The 17,675-nt window shown below is 34.3% G+C and carries 15 protein-coding genes; 10 read left to right on the plus strand and 5 right to left on the minus strand.

Annotated elements, in window-relative coordinates; translation table 11 throughout:
• Positions 1 to 90 precede the first annotated feature (90 nt).
• From U5A88_RS13255 to U5A88_RS13270, 4 genes are read right to left on the minus strand one after another with little or no spacing between them, the layout of a single operon-like run.
• Positions 91 to 1,059, minus strand: a complete 969-nt coding sequence (locus U5A88_RS13255) for a hypothetical protein (RefSeq protein ID WP_354207199.1) — start codon at positions 1,057 to 1,059, stop codon at positions 91 to 93.
• A gap of 11 nt (positions 1,060 to 1,070) precedes the next feature.
• Complete coding sequence (locus tag U5A88_RS13260; RefSeq protein WP_354207201.1) at positions 1,071 to 2,000, minus strand: T9SS type A sorting domain-containing protein; 930 nt, start codon at positions 1,998 to 2,000, stop codon at positions 1,071 to 1,073.
• A gap of 37 nt (positions 2,001 to 2,037) precedes the next feature.
• On the minus strand, positions 2,038 to 2,295 hold the full coding sequence (locus U5A88_RS13265) for a SemiSWEET family sugar transporter (protein ID WP_354207203.1): 258 nt from the start codon (positions 2,293 to 2,295) through the stop codon (positions 2,038 to 2,040).
• Entirely contained in the window at positions 2,295 to 5,348 is a 3,054-nt protein-coding gene (locus tag U5A88_RS13270; RefSeq protein ID WP_354207205.1) for a leucine--tRNA ligase, read from the minus strand. Before U5A88_RS13270 ends, U5A88_RS13265 begins: the two co-directional genes overlap by 1 nt.
• 122 nt (positions 5,349 to 5,470) lie before the next feature.
• Here U5A88_RS13270 and U5A88_RS13275 point away from each other — a divergent pair, with 122 nt between their 5' ends.
• Positions 5,471 to 7,090 carry an amidohydrolase gene (locus U5A88_RS13275; RefSeq protein ID WP_354207207.1) on the plus strand — a complete coding sequence of 540 codons (1,620 nt, stop codon included), beginning with the start codon at positions 5,471 to 5,473 and terminating at the stop codon, positions 7,088 to 7,090.
• Positions 7,091 to 7,190: 100 nt separating this feature from the next.
• On the opposite strand, the gene U5A88_RS13280 is transcribed toward U5A88_RS13275, so the two are convergent.
• On the minus strand, positions 7,191 to 7,760 hold the full coding sequence (locus U5A88_RS13280; RefSeq protein WP_354207209.1) for a DUF2911 domain-containing protein: 570 nt from the start codon (positions 7,758 to 7,760) through the stop codon (positions 7,191 to 7,193).
• 375 nt (positions 7,761 to 8,135) lie between these two features.
• On the opposite strand from U5A88_RS13280, the gene asnB reads away from it, so the two are divergent.
• The 9 genes from asnB (at position 8,136) to U5A88_RS13325 (ending at position 17,658) form a co-directional block, all read left to right on the plus strand.
• Positions 8,136 to 9,800 (plus strand): asparagine synthase B, encoded by a 1,665-nt coding sequence (gene asnB / locus U5A88_RS13285; RefSeq protein ID WP_354207211.1) that lies wholly within the window; start codon positions 8,136 to 8,138, stop codon positions 9,798 to 9,800.
• Between the two features lie 88 nt (positions 9,801 to 9,888).
• Entirely contained in the window at positions 9,889 to 10,719 is an 831-nt protein-coding gene (locus U5A88_RS13290) for a GIN domain-containing protein (protein WP_354207213.1), read from the plus strand.
• A 65-nt stretch (positions 10,720 to 10,784) separates the two neighbouring features.
• The gene (locus U5A88_RS13295) at positions 10,785 to 11,468 is read left to right on the plus strand and encodes a response regulator transcription factor (protein WP_354207214.1); all 684 of its coding nucleotides are present in this window, start codon (positions 10,785 to 10,787) and stop codon (positions 11,466 to 11,468) included.
• Positions 11,469 to 11,498: 30 nt separating this feature from the next.
• Positions 11,499 to 12,788 (plus strand): sensor histidine kinase, encoded by a 1,290-nt coding sequence (locus U5A88_RS13300; RefSeq protein ID WP_354207216.1) that lies wholly within the window; start codon positions 11,499 to 11,501, stop codon positions 12,786 to 12,788.
• Between the two features lie 183 nt (positions 12,789 to 12,971).
• A complete protein-coding gene (locus U5A88_RS13305; RefSeq protein ID WP_354207218.1) occupies positions 12,972 to 13,301 on the plus strand; it encodes a hypothetical protein in 330 nt (109 codons plus the stop codon).
• A gap of 258 nt (positions 13,302 to 13,559) precedes the next feature.
• Positions 13,560 to 13,703 carry a hypothetical protein gene (locus U5A88_RS13310; RefSeq protein WP_354207219.1) on the plus strand — a complete coding sequence of 48 codons (144 nt, stop codon included), beginning with the start codon at positions 13,560 to 13,562 and terminating at the stop codon, positions 13,701 to 13,703.
• A gap of 330 nt (positions 13,704 to 14,033) precedes the next feature.
• Positions 14,034 to 15,971: a DNA topoisomerase (ATP-hydrolyzing) subunit B gene (gene gyrB / locus U5A88_RS13315; RefSeq protein ID WP_354207221.1), complete on the plus strand. Its 1,938-nt coding sequence runs from the start codon at positions 14,034 to 14,036 to the stop codon at positions 15,969 to 15,971.
• Positions 15,972 to 15,984: 13 nt separating this feature from the next.
• Positions 15,985 to 16,911 (plus strand): malate dehydrogenase, encoded by a 927-nt coding sequence (locus tag U5A88_RS13320; RefSeq protein WP_354207222.1) that lies wholly within the window; start codon positions 15,985 to 15,987, stop codon positions 16,909 to 16,911.
• Between the two features lie 90 nt (positions 16,912 to 17,001).
• On the plus strand, positions 17,002 to 17,658 hold the full coding sequence (locus tag U5A88_RS13325; protein WP_354207224.1) for a hypothetical protein: 657 nt from the start codon (positions 17,002 to 17,004) through the stop codon (positions 17,656 to 17,658).
• Positions 17,659 to 17,675 lie beyond the last annotated feature (17 nt).

Consider the following 17,675-nt stretch of genomic DNA (forward strand, 5'->3'; position numbering starts at 1 on the left):
GAATTCCACCACCAGGTATTATTTAAAATTGTATTCATAATTGATTTGTTATGACAAATGTAGTAAAATATTTAAACAATCAAAAAAATATTAAAGTAATGATACTTCTTTCCATTCAGTGCCATTATGAAAATATAGTTTATTGTCGGTAGAGTTGACATACATATCTCCTAATGCTCCAGTTGGTGCTGCAGCTTGAGGCTCTAAACGCATTACACCGTTAACATGTAATTTTTGCTGAGGGCTTTTGGTTCCTACTCCAATACTACCTTCAAAATAAGAATCGGCATCAGAAGCAGAATGTATGGCGTAATTTTCATTGGTTCCTTTGTTAAAACTGGCGTCTATATGAAGACCATATGAGTCAGTTGTTGTGCCTGAACCATAATAAAAAATATACTGACCATATGTTTTCGAAATTGTTCCTTCATTTCTTATAATTACTGTCGAAGTAAAGGCATTATCAATAGTCCCAAAATTTTCAATTTCAGCTAAAGTCGATTCTGCAGTGGTAATAGTGGCTCCAGTTTTATTTTTTATTATGCTTCTAGTACCAATACCAAATCCAATAGTACCTGTACCATTGTTTTCAACGGTATTTGCATTTGCATATGTAAATCCATTGGAACCTGCACCATCATATATCGCTTTTACATTTACTAATGTAGTTGATCCATCGGTTGATTTTTTACCTTCGACCCATAGTTTATGAGCATCTGAAAAAGCATTTCTTCCAATACCAACTCTACCATCAAAATAAGCAATTTCAGGAGAAGCTCCATCCACAAATTTACCTGCTCCACCACCACCTTCTACCCAAGCAGTTCCATCATAATTCCAAATAGATTTTGTATCTGTATCATAAACCAATAAACCCAACGCAGGAGTTGCAATTGCCGCTCTTTGAACAGTTGTCATTCTTGGTATTAACAAGCCTTTGTCGGTTGATTCGATTTCCAAAGCCGAAGAAGCGTCAGGAGTGGTAGTGCCAATACCTACTTGTGCAAAACAAGTAGCAGATGCTATAATTGTGAAAATAAATAGTATTATTTTTTTCATAACTCTATAAATTATTTTATTAATATTTTTTTAGTTACTTTTTTACCTTCGTGTTCAAACTTTAATAAGTAAATCCCGCTTTTTAAATTTGGTTTTATGATTGAACCACGATTGTTTGAAACGGAAATATTTTTTTGATTACTTATTTTTCTACCTAATAAGTCAAAAATGGTAACTTTAAGGTTGACTAGATTAGCTGAAACAAATTGAATATGTTCTGCATCGTTATCTATAGGATTTGAAATAATCCGAATATCATTGGTAATAAATAAATCGTCAATACCTAATACTGCTTGGTGGTCGATCCCAAATGTATATTCTGAAAAACCACTTAAAACAACTTCATTAGCATTATCTGTTGTAACTGTTCCATTGGACAGGTCTCCAGTAACCACATTCGTTTCTGTAGCACTTACTAAATTCCAAACTCCACCATTTAATCCTACCACAGCAACCGAACTTAACTTGCTGCCGTTATCATTTACTAAAGTTGTAATATCACTTGCGGGAATCCAAGGCAAGGTTACTACACCTTGACCGTTCAACTCCCAATATTCTTTATCAGAGACGGCATCAACATCAGTACCATTTGTGCCGCTTGTAGGTGTTGCATTAAAATATTGTGCTTCTGAATTTATAGAATGATTTAACATTACCGGGGCATAAACGCCGTTATCGCCCACAGGCAATTTGGTTTCTCCAGTTCCGTAGGCAACTACTTTTCCATTTACGTATTCTTGGTCAGTACCCCAAACAGAGCCTGCTTCGACCGAAAAAACACCAGTTGAACCTAGTGTAACAACGGTATTACTTGTAGTAAAATCTAAATCCTTTTTCAAGTGAAATTCAACACCAGATCCCACATAAAGCTCTTGTGCAAAAACATTAACACCTAATAAAGAAAGCAATAAAAAAGAAAAAAGCTTGTAAAAGTGTTTCATAAACAACTATTTTACCCAAAAGTAATAAAAAATACAACTACTTATAAGTCAATTTAAAATAAATTAGCAGTAACGATAATGCGGCCGTAATACTATTTGTGACCATCATTGCTAAACTATTTACATAAATACCGTAAATCAGCCATAAAATAATACCTACAAAAAATACCATAAACATTGTTAAGGAAAGACTATCGGCCGACTTACTTTTATACGTTTTATACACCTGAGGCACAAAAGCAGCGGTAGTCAGCCCACCAGCTAGTAATCCCAAAATTTCTATGGAAGCCACCATTAACCTACTATATTTACAATTTTACCGGGCACTATAATTACTTTTTTAGGCGTTCGACCTGCCAATTGAGCTTGTGTTTTTTCATGAGTCATTACGGCTTCTTCAATTTGCTCTTTGGTTAAATCTAAAGATAAATCCATAGTAAAACGCATTTTACCATTGAACGAGATAGGATAGGTCTTTGTGCTTTCCACCAAGTATTTCTCTTCAAATTTAGGGAAAGGAGCGGTTGAAATAGACTCGGTATGACCCAACTTACTCCATAATTCTTCTGCAATATGCGGTGCATAAGGCGAAATTAATATCAACAAAGGTTCTAAAATTGCCCTATTGTTGCATTTTTTTGCTGTCAATTCATTTACTGCAATCATAAAGGTAGAAACCGAGGTGTTAAAAGAGAAATTCTCAATATCTTCTTCTACTTTTTTGATGGTTTTGTGTAGGGTTTTAAAAGCCTCTGGGGTAGGTTCAACACCTCCCGAGCCCCCCTCAAGGGGGGAATTAGTCACGTAAAAAGCACCGTTTTCACCGGAATGATACAATTTCCATAATTTTTTAAGAAAACTGTGTACACCCGTAATACCTGCAGTATTCCAAGGTTTCGCTTGTTCTAATGGGCCTAAAAACATTTCATACATACGTAAACTGTCTGCACCGTATTGCTCACAAATAGCATCTGGATTTACGACGTTTAGCCATCTTTTAGACATTTTTTCAACTTCTGAATATGTTTTAAATTCGCTAGAGCCCTGATTAAATAATTCATGAAATTTTCCCTTATGCCAATAACCCTTTTGAACCACAAAAATTGAATCTTCATAATACTGATTACTATTTCTATAATTTTCAATATCAAGAACATTACTTTTTACGTAATTAACATCAAAACGATGTGGAATAATTTCATTAAATGGGACAGCTAAACTTCCTTCCTTATACTCATCTACATACTCATAATCAGCACTGAAAAAAACATACTTTACATCTTTAGTATAGTGAGAAAAGTGTACCTTTTCTCCAAATTCATTTTCTTGTAACAGAAAAATAGTATTAGACGCTTTTTTACCCTCAAAATCATTTGCTCCTTTATAACCAGTAACATATGCCAATTCACTCGTCCCCAATATCATCCCTTGGTTAATCAACTTCTTCGCAAATTCATCTTGAGGCACTAAACCTTTATCAAACATGAATTTTTGCCAAAAACGGCTGTACAGCAAATGGCCTGTGGCATGCTCGCTACCACCGATGTACAAGTCGACGTCTTGCCAATAATTAATGGTATCTTGCGAGAAGATTTCATTCTCGTTATGTGGATCCATATAACGGTTAAAATACTGCGAACTGCCCGCCCAACCGGGCATGGTATTGAGTTCTAAAGGGAATACTGTTTTCTTATCGATTTGACTATTTTCAACTATCTTGTTTTGCTCAATGTCCCAAACCCAAGCCTCGGCATTTCCTAATGGTGGTTTACCGTCTTCGGTAGGTAAGTATTTTTCTACTTCAGGTAAAACAATAGGTATGTGTTTTTCATCAATCATTTGCGGCAAACCATTGACATAATATACCGGAAAAGGCTCGCCCCAATAGCGTTGACGACTAAAAACCGCATCACGCATTCTATAATTTATCTTTTTATAACCAAATCCACGTTTTTCAATTTCGTAAATAATGATTTTCATTGCCTTTTTATATGGCAAACCATTCAGGAAATCAGAATTGGCAATCACTGATTTTTCCTTTTCAGCAAAAGCTTCTTCAGAAATATCAACACCTTCAAAAATATTGGGAATCGGAATATCAAAATGCCTAGCAAAATCGTAATCACGTTGGTCGCCACAAGGGACAGACATAACTGCACCTGTTCCGTAACCCGCAAGCACATAATCACCAATCCAAATAGGAATAGGCTCTTTTGTAAACGGATGTTCAGCATAAGCCCCAGTAAATGCTCCAGTTATGGTTTTTACATCTGCCATTCTATCTAATTCACTCCTTTTGGCAGTAGCTTTTATATAGGCTTCAACATCTTCCTTTTGAGCATCAGTTGTTATTTTTGGCACCAATTCATGCTCTGGTGCTAAAGTCATAAAAGAGACTCCGAAAATGGTGTCGGGTCTTGTAGTAAATACATCTATCTTAGGAAGGTTTTCTCCATCAATAATTGAAAAAGAAACCATAGCCCCTTCACTTCTTCCAATCCAATTGGTTTGGGAATCTTTAAGTGGTTGCGGCCAATCTATCTTATCTAAACCATCCAACAATCGCTGAGCGTAAGCGGAAATACGCATGCTCCATTGTTTCATTTTTTTACGCACAACTGGGTGTCCACCACGTTCTGAAACGCCATTTACAATTTCGTCATTTGCCAAAACTGTTCCCAATGCAGGACACCAATTTACTTCGGTATCCGACAAGTAGGTCAATCGATATTGCAATAAAATTTGTTGCTGTTTTTCTTTAGAAAAATCATTCCATTCACTGGCAGTAAACTGTCCAACATCATCATCTGATTCAGCATTAACGGTAGTATTTCCTTCTTTTTCAAAAGTGGAAACTAAGCTTGAGATATCTTCCGCTTTATCGGTATTTTTGTTATACCATGAGTTGAATAATTGGATGAAGATCCACTGTGTCCATTTATAATAGTTGGGGTCTGAAGTACGGACTTCGCGAGACCAATCGAATGAAAAACCAATCTGATCAAGTTGACGTCTGTATGTTTTAATATTTTCAGCAGTTGTTACCGCGGGATGTTGCCCTGTCTGAATAGCATATTGCTCAGCAGGCAAACCAAAACTATCATACCCTTGTGGATGCATTACGTTAAAGCCTTTGTGCCTTTTATATCGAGCATAAATATCAGAAGCAATATAACCTAATGGGTGCCCAACATGTAAACCCGCACCACTTGGGTACGGAAACATATCTAACACATAAAATTTGGGTTTTTCAGCACCTTTCTCACCAGGATTTGCAGCCTTAAAAGTTTGATTGTCCGCCCAATATTTTTGCCATTTGGCCTCTATTTCATTAAAATGGTAACTCATTCAATATCCTATTTTTCAAGCGGCAAAGTTACGTTTTAACTATTAAAAGAGAAAAAATTTAAAGGTTCAATTGCTCTAGTGATTTTTTCATACTTTTAACAATCAGAAAATCACACCTTATCATGAAGAAAATTATCCTTTTAGTTTCCGCACTTTTTTTATTAATTGCTTGTGAAAAACAAGAAAAAGCTGATGTATTGGTTATTAATGCCAATATTTATACCGTCGATGATTCATTCTCAAAAGCGGAAGCGGTTGCCGTAAAAGAGGGTAAATTTATTGCCGTAGGCACAACTGCTGAATTAAAAAAGAAATATGTTGCCGAAAAAACAATTGATGCCGAAGGGAAAACAATTGTCCCCGGATTAATAGATGCCCATTGTCACTTTTATGGTTTGGGTTTGTCAGAACAAAAGGTAAAACTTGAGGGTACCAAAAGTTATAGTGAAGTTTTAGAACGGTTAGCTTCCTTTCAAAAAGAAAAAAATGTAAGTTATATTACCGGACGCGGTTGGGATCAAAATGATTGGGAAGTAAAAGAATTCCCGACAAAAGAAAGGCTTGACTCTTTATTTCCTGATACTCCAGTTGCCATAAGACGTGTGGACGGTCATGCGTTGTTGGCCAATCAGGCAGCAATTGATTTGGCTGGCGTTACCGTTAACACCCCTTTTTCTGGAGGGGATATTCTCAAAAAAGATGGAAAATTAACAGGAGTTTTTGTCGATAACCCTATGGGATTGATCGGTTCCAAAATTCCTGGGCCTAGTTTACAAGAATCCGTTCAGGCATTAAAAGATGCTGAAAAAATTTGTTTAGCACATGGTCTAACCACTGTCAATGATGCCGGTCTTTCAAAAGGAACAATTGAATTAATAGACAGTTTACAACAAGCTGGCGAACTAAAAATTAAAGTTTACGCAATGGTTTCTGGCTCTAAGCGAAATTTAGATTATTATTTGAACAAAGGCATTTATAAAACAGATAGATTGAATGTACGTTCTTTTAAAGTATATGGCGACGGTGCCTTGGGTTCAAGAGGGGCAGCCATGCGAGAACCATATAGCGATAAACCAGGTCATTTTGGAGCGTTGGTTAATACTATCGAAAACTTAAAAGAAATAGCAGAGCGTATCGCCGATTCAGATTTCCAGATGAATACCCATGCCATTGGTGATTCTGCCAACCATTATTTATTAGAAACGTACAAAGAAGTTTTAAAAGATAAAAAAGACCGCCGTTGGAAAATTGAACACGCTCAAATTATTTCTCCTGAAGATTTTGATTTTTTCAAAAATATCATACCATCAATTCAACCGACACACGCTACATCCGACATGTATTGGGCAAAAGACCGTGTTGGTTCAGAACGTATTAAAGGGGCTTATGCCTATAAAGACTTGTTAAAACAATATGGTAAAGTAGCTTTAGGAACTGATTTTCCCGTTGAACAAGTGAGTCCGATGCTAACTTTCTACGCCGCAGTAGCCAGAAAAGATTTGAACAATTATCCCGAAAATGGTTTTCAGATGGAAAACGCTTTATCAAGAGAAGAAACGCTAAAAGGCATGACCATTTGGGCAGCCTATTCCAATTTTGAAGAAAATGAAAAAGGCAGTATTGAAGTCGGTAAAATGGCCGATTTCATTATCCTAAATCAAAATATAATGGAAATACCAGTTAAAGATGTTCCCAATATAAAAGTGGTGGAAACTTACGTTAATGGTGAAAAATTAAATTAACATCCTTACTCCTTATGTCACCTCGAGCGGAGTCAAGAGGTAGTTATGTGAGCAAATTATAATAGGTCTCGACTTCGCTCGACCTGACAAACAAAGTTAATTAATTTGAAACGATTACTGGCTCTTTTTCAAATTTTATGGGAACGTTAACTCTAACGGTATCCCAGCCCAATATCATTTTAGTAGCGTCATTTTTCTCTTTAAAGGTTATTGTAAAATCCTTTAAAGGCTCTCCTTTTTTTACAGGAACAGCAATTTCCGCAACATTAAAAATTGGATTGTATTGAAAAGATCCCCAAACATCTGTTTGAGAATTTAAAATAACAAGCCAATCATTCTCTCCTGGAATAGTAACCAATACATAAGTACCAGCTTTTACTTTGCAATTGCCAAATTCCACATCTTTATAGAATTTAACTTCAGTAGCTTCATTGGCACCAGTTCGCCATAATTTATTATATGGAACAAGATTGCCAAATACTTCTTCATCATTTTTTTGAGGTCTGCCATAAAGTACTTTAGCCAAAGGAGGTGTTATTTTGCTTTCCCTATAGTATGATATATCATGTGGAATATCATCTACAGCCACAAAGCCTTGACCTCTAGCTTCAGAGGTAAATAAAAGCATTAAAAAGAGGGAGATTATAGTTGAAATGTAAAGTTTTACCATGCAATAATTTAGTTTAGTTGGCTTAACAACGTTATTTTTGCCGCTTTAGTATTAAAAATTTAAACTAAAAAGATAATTAGTGTTTTTAAAAAATTACATATTTATACTAAAAATAACTTAATTGTATTAATTTGTAATCATATTATTATTTTTTATTTATAAATTGAAATAAAAAATGAATTTTTGCATCGAACTAGTCTTGACTTATTGTTTTTTACCGAAAATGAGATAAAATTTGTTCAGATGAGGTAGTTTTTGCAATTCATAGCAGAGCTACGGATAAAAAAAGTAACGAAATATGAGCGAATTTTGGCAATTTTTTAGGGAAAAGAAAAAATCAAGACGAGTTCATTAATAAAATTAGAAACTTAAATTATGTGTGGAATTGTATGTGCTTTTGATTTAAAGCAAAAATCTGAAGAATTGAGACCTCAAGTATTAGAGATGTCTCAAAAAATCCGTCATCGTGGGCCAGATTGGAGTGGAATTTATGCTGACGACAAGGCTATTTTAGCTCATGAACGCCTGGCTATTGTCGATCCTGCTTCTGGAAAACAACCTTTATTTAGCGAGGATAAAAAATTGATATTAGCTGCCAATGGCGAAATTTATAATCATCGTGAGCTGAGAAAACAATTTGAAGGCAATTATAATTTTCAAACGGAATCGGATTGTGAAGTAATTTTAGCTCTCTATCAAAAAAAAGGAGTCGACTTTATTGACGAAATGAACGGAATTTTCGGTTTTGCGATTTATGATGTAGAAAAAGACGAATATTTTATTGCTAGAGATCATATGGGTATTATTCCATTATATATAGGGTGGGATGCCAACGGAACGTTTTATGTAGCTTCTGAATTAAAAGCTTTGGAAGGTGTTTGTACAAAAATTCAATTGTTCCCTCCTGGACACTATATGTCCAGTAAAGATGGAGAATTTGTACAATGGTACAAAAGAGATTGGACGGAATATGATGCGGTTAAGGATAACAAGACTTCAATTCAAGAGTTAAAAGAAGCTCTAGAAGCTGCCGTACACCGTCAATTAATGAGTGATGTGCCTTATGGTGTTCTACTTTCTGGCGGATTAGATTCATCTGTTACTTCAGCTATTGCCAAAAAATATGCTGAAAAGCGTATTGAGTCTGGAGATACCAAAGCCGCTTGGTGGCCACAATTACACTCTTTTTCTGTGGGGTTAGAGGGTTCACCTGACCTGGCGGCTGCTCAAAAAGTAGCAGACCATATTGGTACGGTACACCATGAAATTAAATTTACCATACAAGAAGGTTTGGATGCCATACGTGATGTTATCTATAAAATAGAGACCTATGATATTACTACAATTCGTTCTTCCACACCTATGTATTTAATGGCAAGGGTTATTAAATCTATGGGTATAAAAATGGTATTGTCCGGTGAAGGAGCCGATGAAATTTTTGGCGGATATTTGTACTTTCATAAAGCACCTAATGCCAAAGAATTTCATGAAGAAACTGTACGTAAATTAAGCAAACTGCATATGTACGATTGTTTGCGTGCCAATAAAAGCTTAGCTGCTTGGGGTATTGAAGGCCGTGTTCCTTTTTTGGATAAAGAATTTATGGATGTTGCTATGCGTATCAATCCAAAAGATAAAATGATAAATGGTGAACGTATGGAAAAGTGGGTGGTTAGAAAAGCATTTGAAGATATGATACCCGATAGTGTAGCATGGAGACAAAAAGAACAATTTAGTGATGGCGTAGGGTATAGTTGGATAGATACGTTAAAAGAAATTGTAGAGAAAGAAGTAAGTGATGAACAATTGGCGAATGCTAAGTATAAATTCCCAATTCAAACACCAACAACGAAAGAAGAATTTTATTACAGATCTATTTTTACAGAACATTTCCCAAGTGACACGGCAGCATTATCAGTACCGCAGGAAGCTTCTGTAGCCTGCAGCACACAAATTGCTTTAGATTGGGATGAAAGTTTTAAAAACATGAACGAGCCTTCCGGAAGAGCCATTGCAAATGTTCATGACGATGCTTATTAGAAGAAAAAATAAATTTTTAATAAAAAACGCTGCTTTTGGCAGCGTTTTTGTTTTTTATATATCTTTGATAACAACAAAACTAAAGATAATGAAAAATTACTCCCTAGTCATTGTACTTGTTACGATGGTATTATTCCCTTTAAATATGTCTGCCCAAGACAAACTAAAAGGCAATAAAATAGTAACTACAGAAAACAGATATATTGAGGGCTTTTCTAAAATTGAAACGCACGATAAAATTGAAGTTATTATTACTCAAGGTATGGAACAATCCGTTACCGTTGAAGCAGATGAAAATTTACACGTAGCAGTTTATACGGAAGTTAGAGATAGTACGTTGATTATTGATCTCACCAAACGTATCACCAGAAAAAAAGAGTTGCGGGTATTGGTTACTATAGACCAATATATTGATGAAATTATAACTAAAGATAAATCTGAAATTACTTCTTCTGGCACATTAAAATTTGACCATTTAACTATTAATGCCGAAGACGATTCCAAGTTAACATTAGATTTCCAAGCTTCTAAACTCGTTTTAAATAATAACGAAAGTGCCAATGCTAAATTAACCGTTAATGCTGATGATGTTTTTATAAATGCCGACAAATCTGGAAAAGCTAAAATTAATCTTTCCTGTAATATTGTTGAAGCCACTATTCAAGGAGGGTCAACTACTGATATTTCTGGAGGATGCTCCGAACTATATGTGAATGCTGAAGATAGAAGTAATTTTAAAGGCGAAAGCCTAGAAAGCAATGATATAATTGTAGAAGCTACAGATAATGCAGATGTACAAATAAATGCAAAAAAAGAGGTTATTATTTCTGCTGCGGATGGTGCTGAAGTTTATATTTTTAACAACCCTAAAATAACTATTGAAAAATTTACGGATAAGGCTATTTTAAGAAAAAAATAAGAAAACACATTGCACTTGTTTGTGTAAATAATTCCATTTTTGTAGATAACTCTAAATTTTAAAAAATGAAAATATTAATAGTTGAAGACGAAGTCGAATTGCTAGATTCAATGGCAAGCTATCTTAAAAATGAAGACTTTATTTGCGAAAAAGCCACTTCTTTTTTTGATGCAGAAGATAAAATCGTAAGTTTTAAATACGATATAATTATACTTGATATAACATTGCCAGATGGTAGTGGCATTGACTTATTAAAATTAGTAAAAGAACAATCTTCTAAAACTGGAGTTTTAATTGTTTCCGCTAAAGACTCTTTAGATGATAAGTTAAAAGGGTTAGATCTAGGTGCAGATGATTACATTACCAAACCTTTCCATTTGGCAGAATTAAACTCACGGATTAATTCGTTAATTAGACGCAGAAATTTTGATGGCGATGAGTTTATTGAATTCAATGAAATAAGAGTAGATCCTAGCTCCAAAGAAGTAACCGTTCATGGAAAGCCTGTCGAAGTGACCAAAAAAGAATACAATTTATTGCTCTATTTTATCACTAATAAAAATAAAGTATTAACTAAAGAATCTATAGCAGAACACCTATGGGGTGATGATATAGAAATGGCAGACAGTTACGATTTCATTTACACACACATGGGTAATTTACGTAAAAAAATAAACAAATTAGGCGGAAATAATTACTTACAAACAATGTATGGCCTTGGTTATAAATTCACAGATACACTTAAGTAAATTCAAATTATACTTTTTTAAAAACAACCAATGAAACTAATAGAAAGAACAAGTAGAACTTACCTCTGGCTATCTATTATAATATTTATAGTTTCTGCTGGGATGTTAATTTTTGTCTTAACCGTTGTAATGAACAATAGATTGGATGAACAACTTCGTTACAGTAAAGATGTTATTGCCAAAGCTATCAAATATGATTATCCTCATATCATTTTTGAAGAGCCAAGAAAGCTAAACGAAACCGAATTAAAAAAATTTCCAAATGATACTGTAATATACAAAGACACGTTAATTCTTAGGGCTATTGAAGGTGAAGGGATTGACGAATTTGAAAAATACAGACAGTTAACCGCTTATGAAACTCTCCATAATCAAAGATGGAAAATTGTTACAAGAAATTCGTTAGTTAGAAATCAAGATTTTATTTGGGTGATAGTAGTTTCTTCATTTATAATTATTCTACTTTTATTAATAGGGTTATGGATTTTAAACACTAGAATATCTAAAAAAATATGGCACCCTTTTTACACTAATATTAATAGACTTAAAAACTTTTCGGTACAAGATCAAAAACCTATCGAGCTAGAAAATTCTAAAATTGATGAGTTTAAAGAGCTGAACAATTCAATACAAAACTTAACCCAAAAATTACAGTCAGACTTTAGTAATTTAAAAGAGTTTTCAGAAAATGCTTCGCATGAAATGCAAACGCCCTTGGCCATAATGCAGTCTAAAATTGAATTGTTATTGCAGTCGGAAAATATAAACAAAGAACAGTCAGAACAGTTACAATCTATATACCAAGCAGGTAAGCGTTTATCAAAATTAAATAAGACATTGTTATTACTGGCAAAAGTTGAAAATCAACAATTCAGCACCAAAGAAGAAGTGTCTTTTAAAAACTTGATTGAAAAGCAATTAGAGAATTATGAAGATTTTATTCTGAATAAAAACATTAAGGTAAACAAAAAATTATCGGGCCATATTACCACAACCAACACAACATTGGCAGATACATTAATTTCAAATTTATTAAGTAACGCCATAAAACATAACATTGATAATGGCACTATTTCAATTGTTTACTCAGAGAATCAATTAATTTTTTCTAATACAGGTGAGTCATTAAAAGGAAATCCCGAAGACCTTTTTAACCGTTTTAAAAAACAAAGTACTCGTAAAGATTCATTAGGTTTAGGTCTGGCCATTATTAAACAGATTTGCGATGTTAACCAATGGCAATTAAATTATTTTTACGAAGACAAACTGCATACACTTAGTGTAAACTTTAATATAGATATCACTACAAAAAACGATTAATCATAATCAACCTTATTATCATCAAATTTTAGTTTCGTTTATATTTCCATAAGACAAATCACAATTAAATGTTAAAGTAAAAATCTTTACTTTATCTTAAGAATCTCTTTAGAATCTGCCCCTACATTTGTCCCAACAAAACAAATAAAACTAAATATTAATTAATTTAAAAAACACAAAATCATGAGAAAGTTAAGTTTTCTAGTAGCATTTGCAGTACTAAGTTTAATAAGCACTGCCACTTTTGCACAAGAGGTAGAAGAAACAGTAGAAATTGTTGAGGCAGCTGCACAACAACAAGACAAAGTTGAAATACAGGTAAGCGAATTACCTGAAGCAGTTACAGCTACTATAGCTGCTGATTTTGCAGATTATTCTGCTGACAAGGCATACAAAACTACAAAAGACGATCAAGAAGTTTATTGGGTAGTTTTATCAAAAGAAGATGCAAAAATCAAAGTTCTTTTTGATGCGGCTGGTAAAGTTATTGAGCAAAAAGCTGCTGAACTTTAAAAAAAAGCAAATTGGGTTGATTGCTTTTAATTGAAACAGCTTGACACACTTCGTTAAGCTGTTTCTTTCACTAAAATATTATTTGAGTTAATTAAAAACACACTCCTTACGAGTGTGTTTTTTGTTTTTTGACAAATACCAGTTTTTTTCGTTTGTACATTAGGGCTCTTAAATATCTGTTAAATTTATAATGGACTGATTATCTTAAGAATATCTTTAGAATCATCCTTTACATTTGACTTAATAAATTTAAGAACAATGAAAAACGAAAAAGATCTATTTTATGTAACCATAGCCAATCAAAATGCCAAAGTTAAATTTGTATTTGACATGAATGGACAATCGTTTAAGAAAGACGATTTAAAAGCTATAATTCCACAACGTTTAATTGGAGCATTTTAATTTTTTTCAATTCTAGTCAAAACTTTAGAATATCTTTAGATTCTAGTAGTACATTTGAACTATCAAAAAACACTAAACTAAAAACAGAGCAAATTGGGTTGATTGCTTTTAATTGAAACAGCTTAATATATTACTACACATTAAGCTGTTTCTTTTTCTTAATTAAACCACTATGCCAAACAATAAAACACTCTAAATTTAAATACCTCTCTTTTGTAGAGAATTTGTTAATAACTTACGTTATTTAACGACATTGAAAACACGCTCAACCGGGCGTGTTTTCTTATATTTGTATGTTTTTGAAAATACATAAAAAAGAGAACTAAAAATATGAGCGAAGAAGCAAAAAAACAGAATTATTCAGCCGATAGTATTCAGGCCTTAGAAGGGATGGAACACGTTAGAAAACGTCCCTCAATGTACATAGGTGATGTTGGTGTCAGAGGCTTGCACCATCTGGTTTATGAGGTGGTTGATAATTCTATTGATGAGGCAATGGCTGGGCATTGTGATGCTGTAAGTATTATTATCAACGAAGATAATTCTGTCACCGTAAAGGATAATGGTCGTGGTATTCCTGTAGATATCCATAAAAAAGAAGGTGTTTCTGCTCTAGAGGTAGTAATGACCAAAATTGGAGCCGGGGGTAAATTTGATAAAGACTCTTATAAAGTTTCTGGTGGTTTACACGGTGTTGGAGTTTCTGTTGTTAATGCTCTTTCTTCAAATTTAAAAGCTACAGTGTATCGTAATGGTAAAATTTACGAGCAAGAATATGAACGTGGAAAAGCATCATATCCTGTAAAATCAGTTGGTGAGACTAAAGAAAGAGGTACTATGGTTACCTTTATGGCAGATGATACTGTTTTTCAAGCGGATATAGATTTTAATTATGAAACGTTGTCTACTAGGCTTAGAGAATTATCTTTCTTAAATAAGAAGATAAAACTTTCTATAACGGACAAAAGAAATAAAGATGAAAAAGGCGAGTTTATCCATGAAGAATTTTATAGTGAAGTTGGTTTGCCCGAATTTATTAAATATTTGGACGGAAACAGAGAACAACTTACAGCTGATGTAATTTCTCTGGAAAGTGAAAAATCAGGTATTCCGGTTGAGGTTGCAATGGTTTATAACACTTCGTACGCAGAAAACCTGCATTCTTACGTAAATAATATCAATACACACGAAGGCGGCACACATTTGTCTGGTTTTAGAAGAGGACTTACTCATACCTTAAAAAAATACGCCGAAAGCTCTGGAATGCTCGACAAATTAAAGTTTGAGATTTCGGGTGATGATTTCCGTGAGGGATTAACCGCTATTATTTCAGTAAAAGTAGCCGAACCTCAATTTGAAGGTCAAACAAAAACCAAATTAGGAAACAGAGAAGTTACCTCAGCGGTTAGTCAAGCCGTTTCAGAGATGTTGACCGACTACCTAGAGGAAAACCCTAATGATGCTAAAATAATCGTTCAAAAGGTGATTTTAGCAGCTCAAGCACGCCATGCAGCTAAAAAAGCTCGTGAAATGGTACAACGTAAAACGGTTATGTCTGGAGGAGGATTGCCTGGTAAGTTATCCGATTGTGCTTGGACAGAGCCTGAAAAATGTGAAATATTTTTAGTTGAGGGAGATTCTGCGGGTGGTACTGCAAAACAAGGAAGAGATAGAAACTTTCAAGCCATTTTACCCTTACGTGGTAAAATTTTGAACGTTGAAAAGGCTATGCAGCACAAAGTTTTTGAAAACGAAGAGATCAGAAATATGTACACCGCATTAGGTGTTACCATTGGTACCGAAGAGGATAGCAAAGCTCTTAACCTTGAAAAATTGCGTTACCATAAAATAGTGATAATGTGTGATGCCGATGTAGATGGGAGCCACATTGCTACCTTAATTTTAACGTTCTTTTTTAGGTATATGAGAGAATTAATTGAGGAAGGCTATGTATTTATTGCTGCTCCACCATTGTATTTGGTTAAAAAAGGTGCTAAAAAGGAATATGCTTGGTCCGATAAAGAACGTGATGATCTGCTTAAAAAGTTTGATGGAGGTACAATACAACGTTATAAAGGTCTAGGTGAGATGAACGCAGAACAATTATGGGATACTACCATGAACCCAGAGTTTAGAACCATGCGTAGGGTTACTATAGATAATGGTACAGAAGCTGACAGAGTGTTTTCTATGCTTATGGGAGATGAAGTGCCACCAAGAAGAGAATTTATTGAGAAAAACGCGGTTTACGCAAATATTGACATATAAAAATAATATTAAAATGAAAGTAACTATTGTAGGTGCAGGAGCTGTTGGTGCAAGCTGTGCTGAGTACATTGCTATTAAAAATTTTGCATCAGAAGTTGTAATTTTAGACATTAAAGAGGGTTATGCAGAAGGCAAAGCCATGGATTTAATGCAAACCGCTTCGCTAAACGGATTTGACACAAAAATTGTTGGTTCAACCAGCGATTATACCAAAACAGCAGGTAGTAATATCTGTGTAATTACATCGGGTATTCCTCGAAAGCCTGGGATGACCCGTGAGGAATTGATTGGTATTAATGCAGGAATCGTAAAATCGGTTTCCGCTAGTTTGATAGAACACTCTCCAAACACCATTATAATTGTAGTTTCCAACCCAATGGATACAATGACTTATTTGGTGCACAAAACAACCAACCTACCAAAAAACAGAATTATCGGTATGGGTGGTGCATTGGATTCGGCTCGTTTCAAGTACAGGTTGGCCGAAGCCATGGAAGCTCCAATTTCCGATATTGATGGTATGGTTTTGGGTGGCCACTCAGATACTGGTATGATTCCTTTAACAAGTTTAGCTACGCGTAACAGCGTTCCAGTAAGTAAATTTTTATCTGAAGACAGACTAAATCAAGTAGCTGAAGACACTAAGGTTGGTGGTGCAACATTAACAAAATTATTAGGTACCTCAGCATGGTATGCTCCTGGAGCAGCAGTTTCAAGTTTAGTTCAAGCAATTGCTTGCGATCAGAAAAAAATGTTCCCTTGTTCTACAATGCTAGATGGAGAATACGGCTTAAATGATATTTGCATCGGTGTACCCGTAATCTTAGGTAAAGATGGCATTGAAAGAATAGTAACGATTGACCTTTCAGATGCTGAAAAGGACAAAATGAAGACCAGTGCAGAAGCAGTTAGTAAAACAAATGGCTTGCTAGAATTGTAACATAAAAACAAAATGAACAACTAATAAAGGCTGCTCTTACTAAAGGAGCAGTCTTTTTTATATATTTACAAAAAATTTAAAAACAAAAAAATGAAGAAAATTATTTTACTAGTTCTAGTAACTATGAGTATGGGCGTTTTTGCTCAAAAAGAAATTAAAGAAGGTGTAATGACAAATAAAGTTACTATGTCTTCTGATAACGAGCAAGTTAACGCATCTTTTGCTATGATTGGTGATATTAGTGCCACTACTCATTTTAAAGGTAACAAAGCACGGACAGAACAGAGTAATCAGATGACGGGAACACAGATTTCGATTGTTGATCAAGATGCTCAAAAATTTCTTATGTTAATGGAAAACCCTATGCTTGGTAAAAAATACCTTAAACAAGATACTGAAAAATCAGAAGAGGAATTAAAAAATGTTTCTGTGACTGCTAACGGAGAGACCAAAACCGTTGTTGGGTATGAGTGTAAAGGTTATGATGTGGTTACCAAACAAAATGGACAAGAACTTAAAATGAAAATGTTTGTTACTGATAAAATTTTAGCTCAGGAACAATACACTTCTATGTTGGGAGGTAAATTAAAAGGATTTCCTTTATATATGGTGGTATCTATGAATCAAGGTGGAATGGCAATGGATATTACCGTAGAAGTTACTGAAATAAAAGCTGAAAGTGTAGATGATAGTAAATTTGACATGACCGTACCTGAAGGCTATACTGAAATGGCTATCCCAAAATAATAAATAGAGTTTATATT

The sequence above is a fragment of the Aureibaculum sp. 2308TA14-22 genome, assembly GCF_040538665.1.
Classification (GTDB): domain Bacteria; phylum Bacteroidota; class Bacteroidia; order Flavobacteriales; family Flavobacteriaceae; genus Aureibaculum.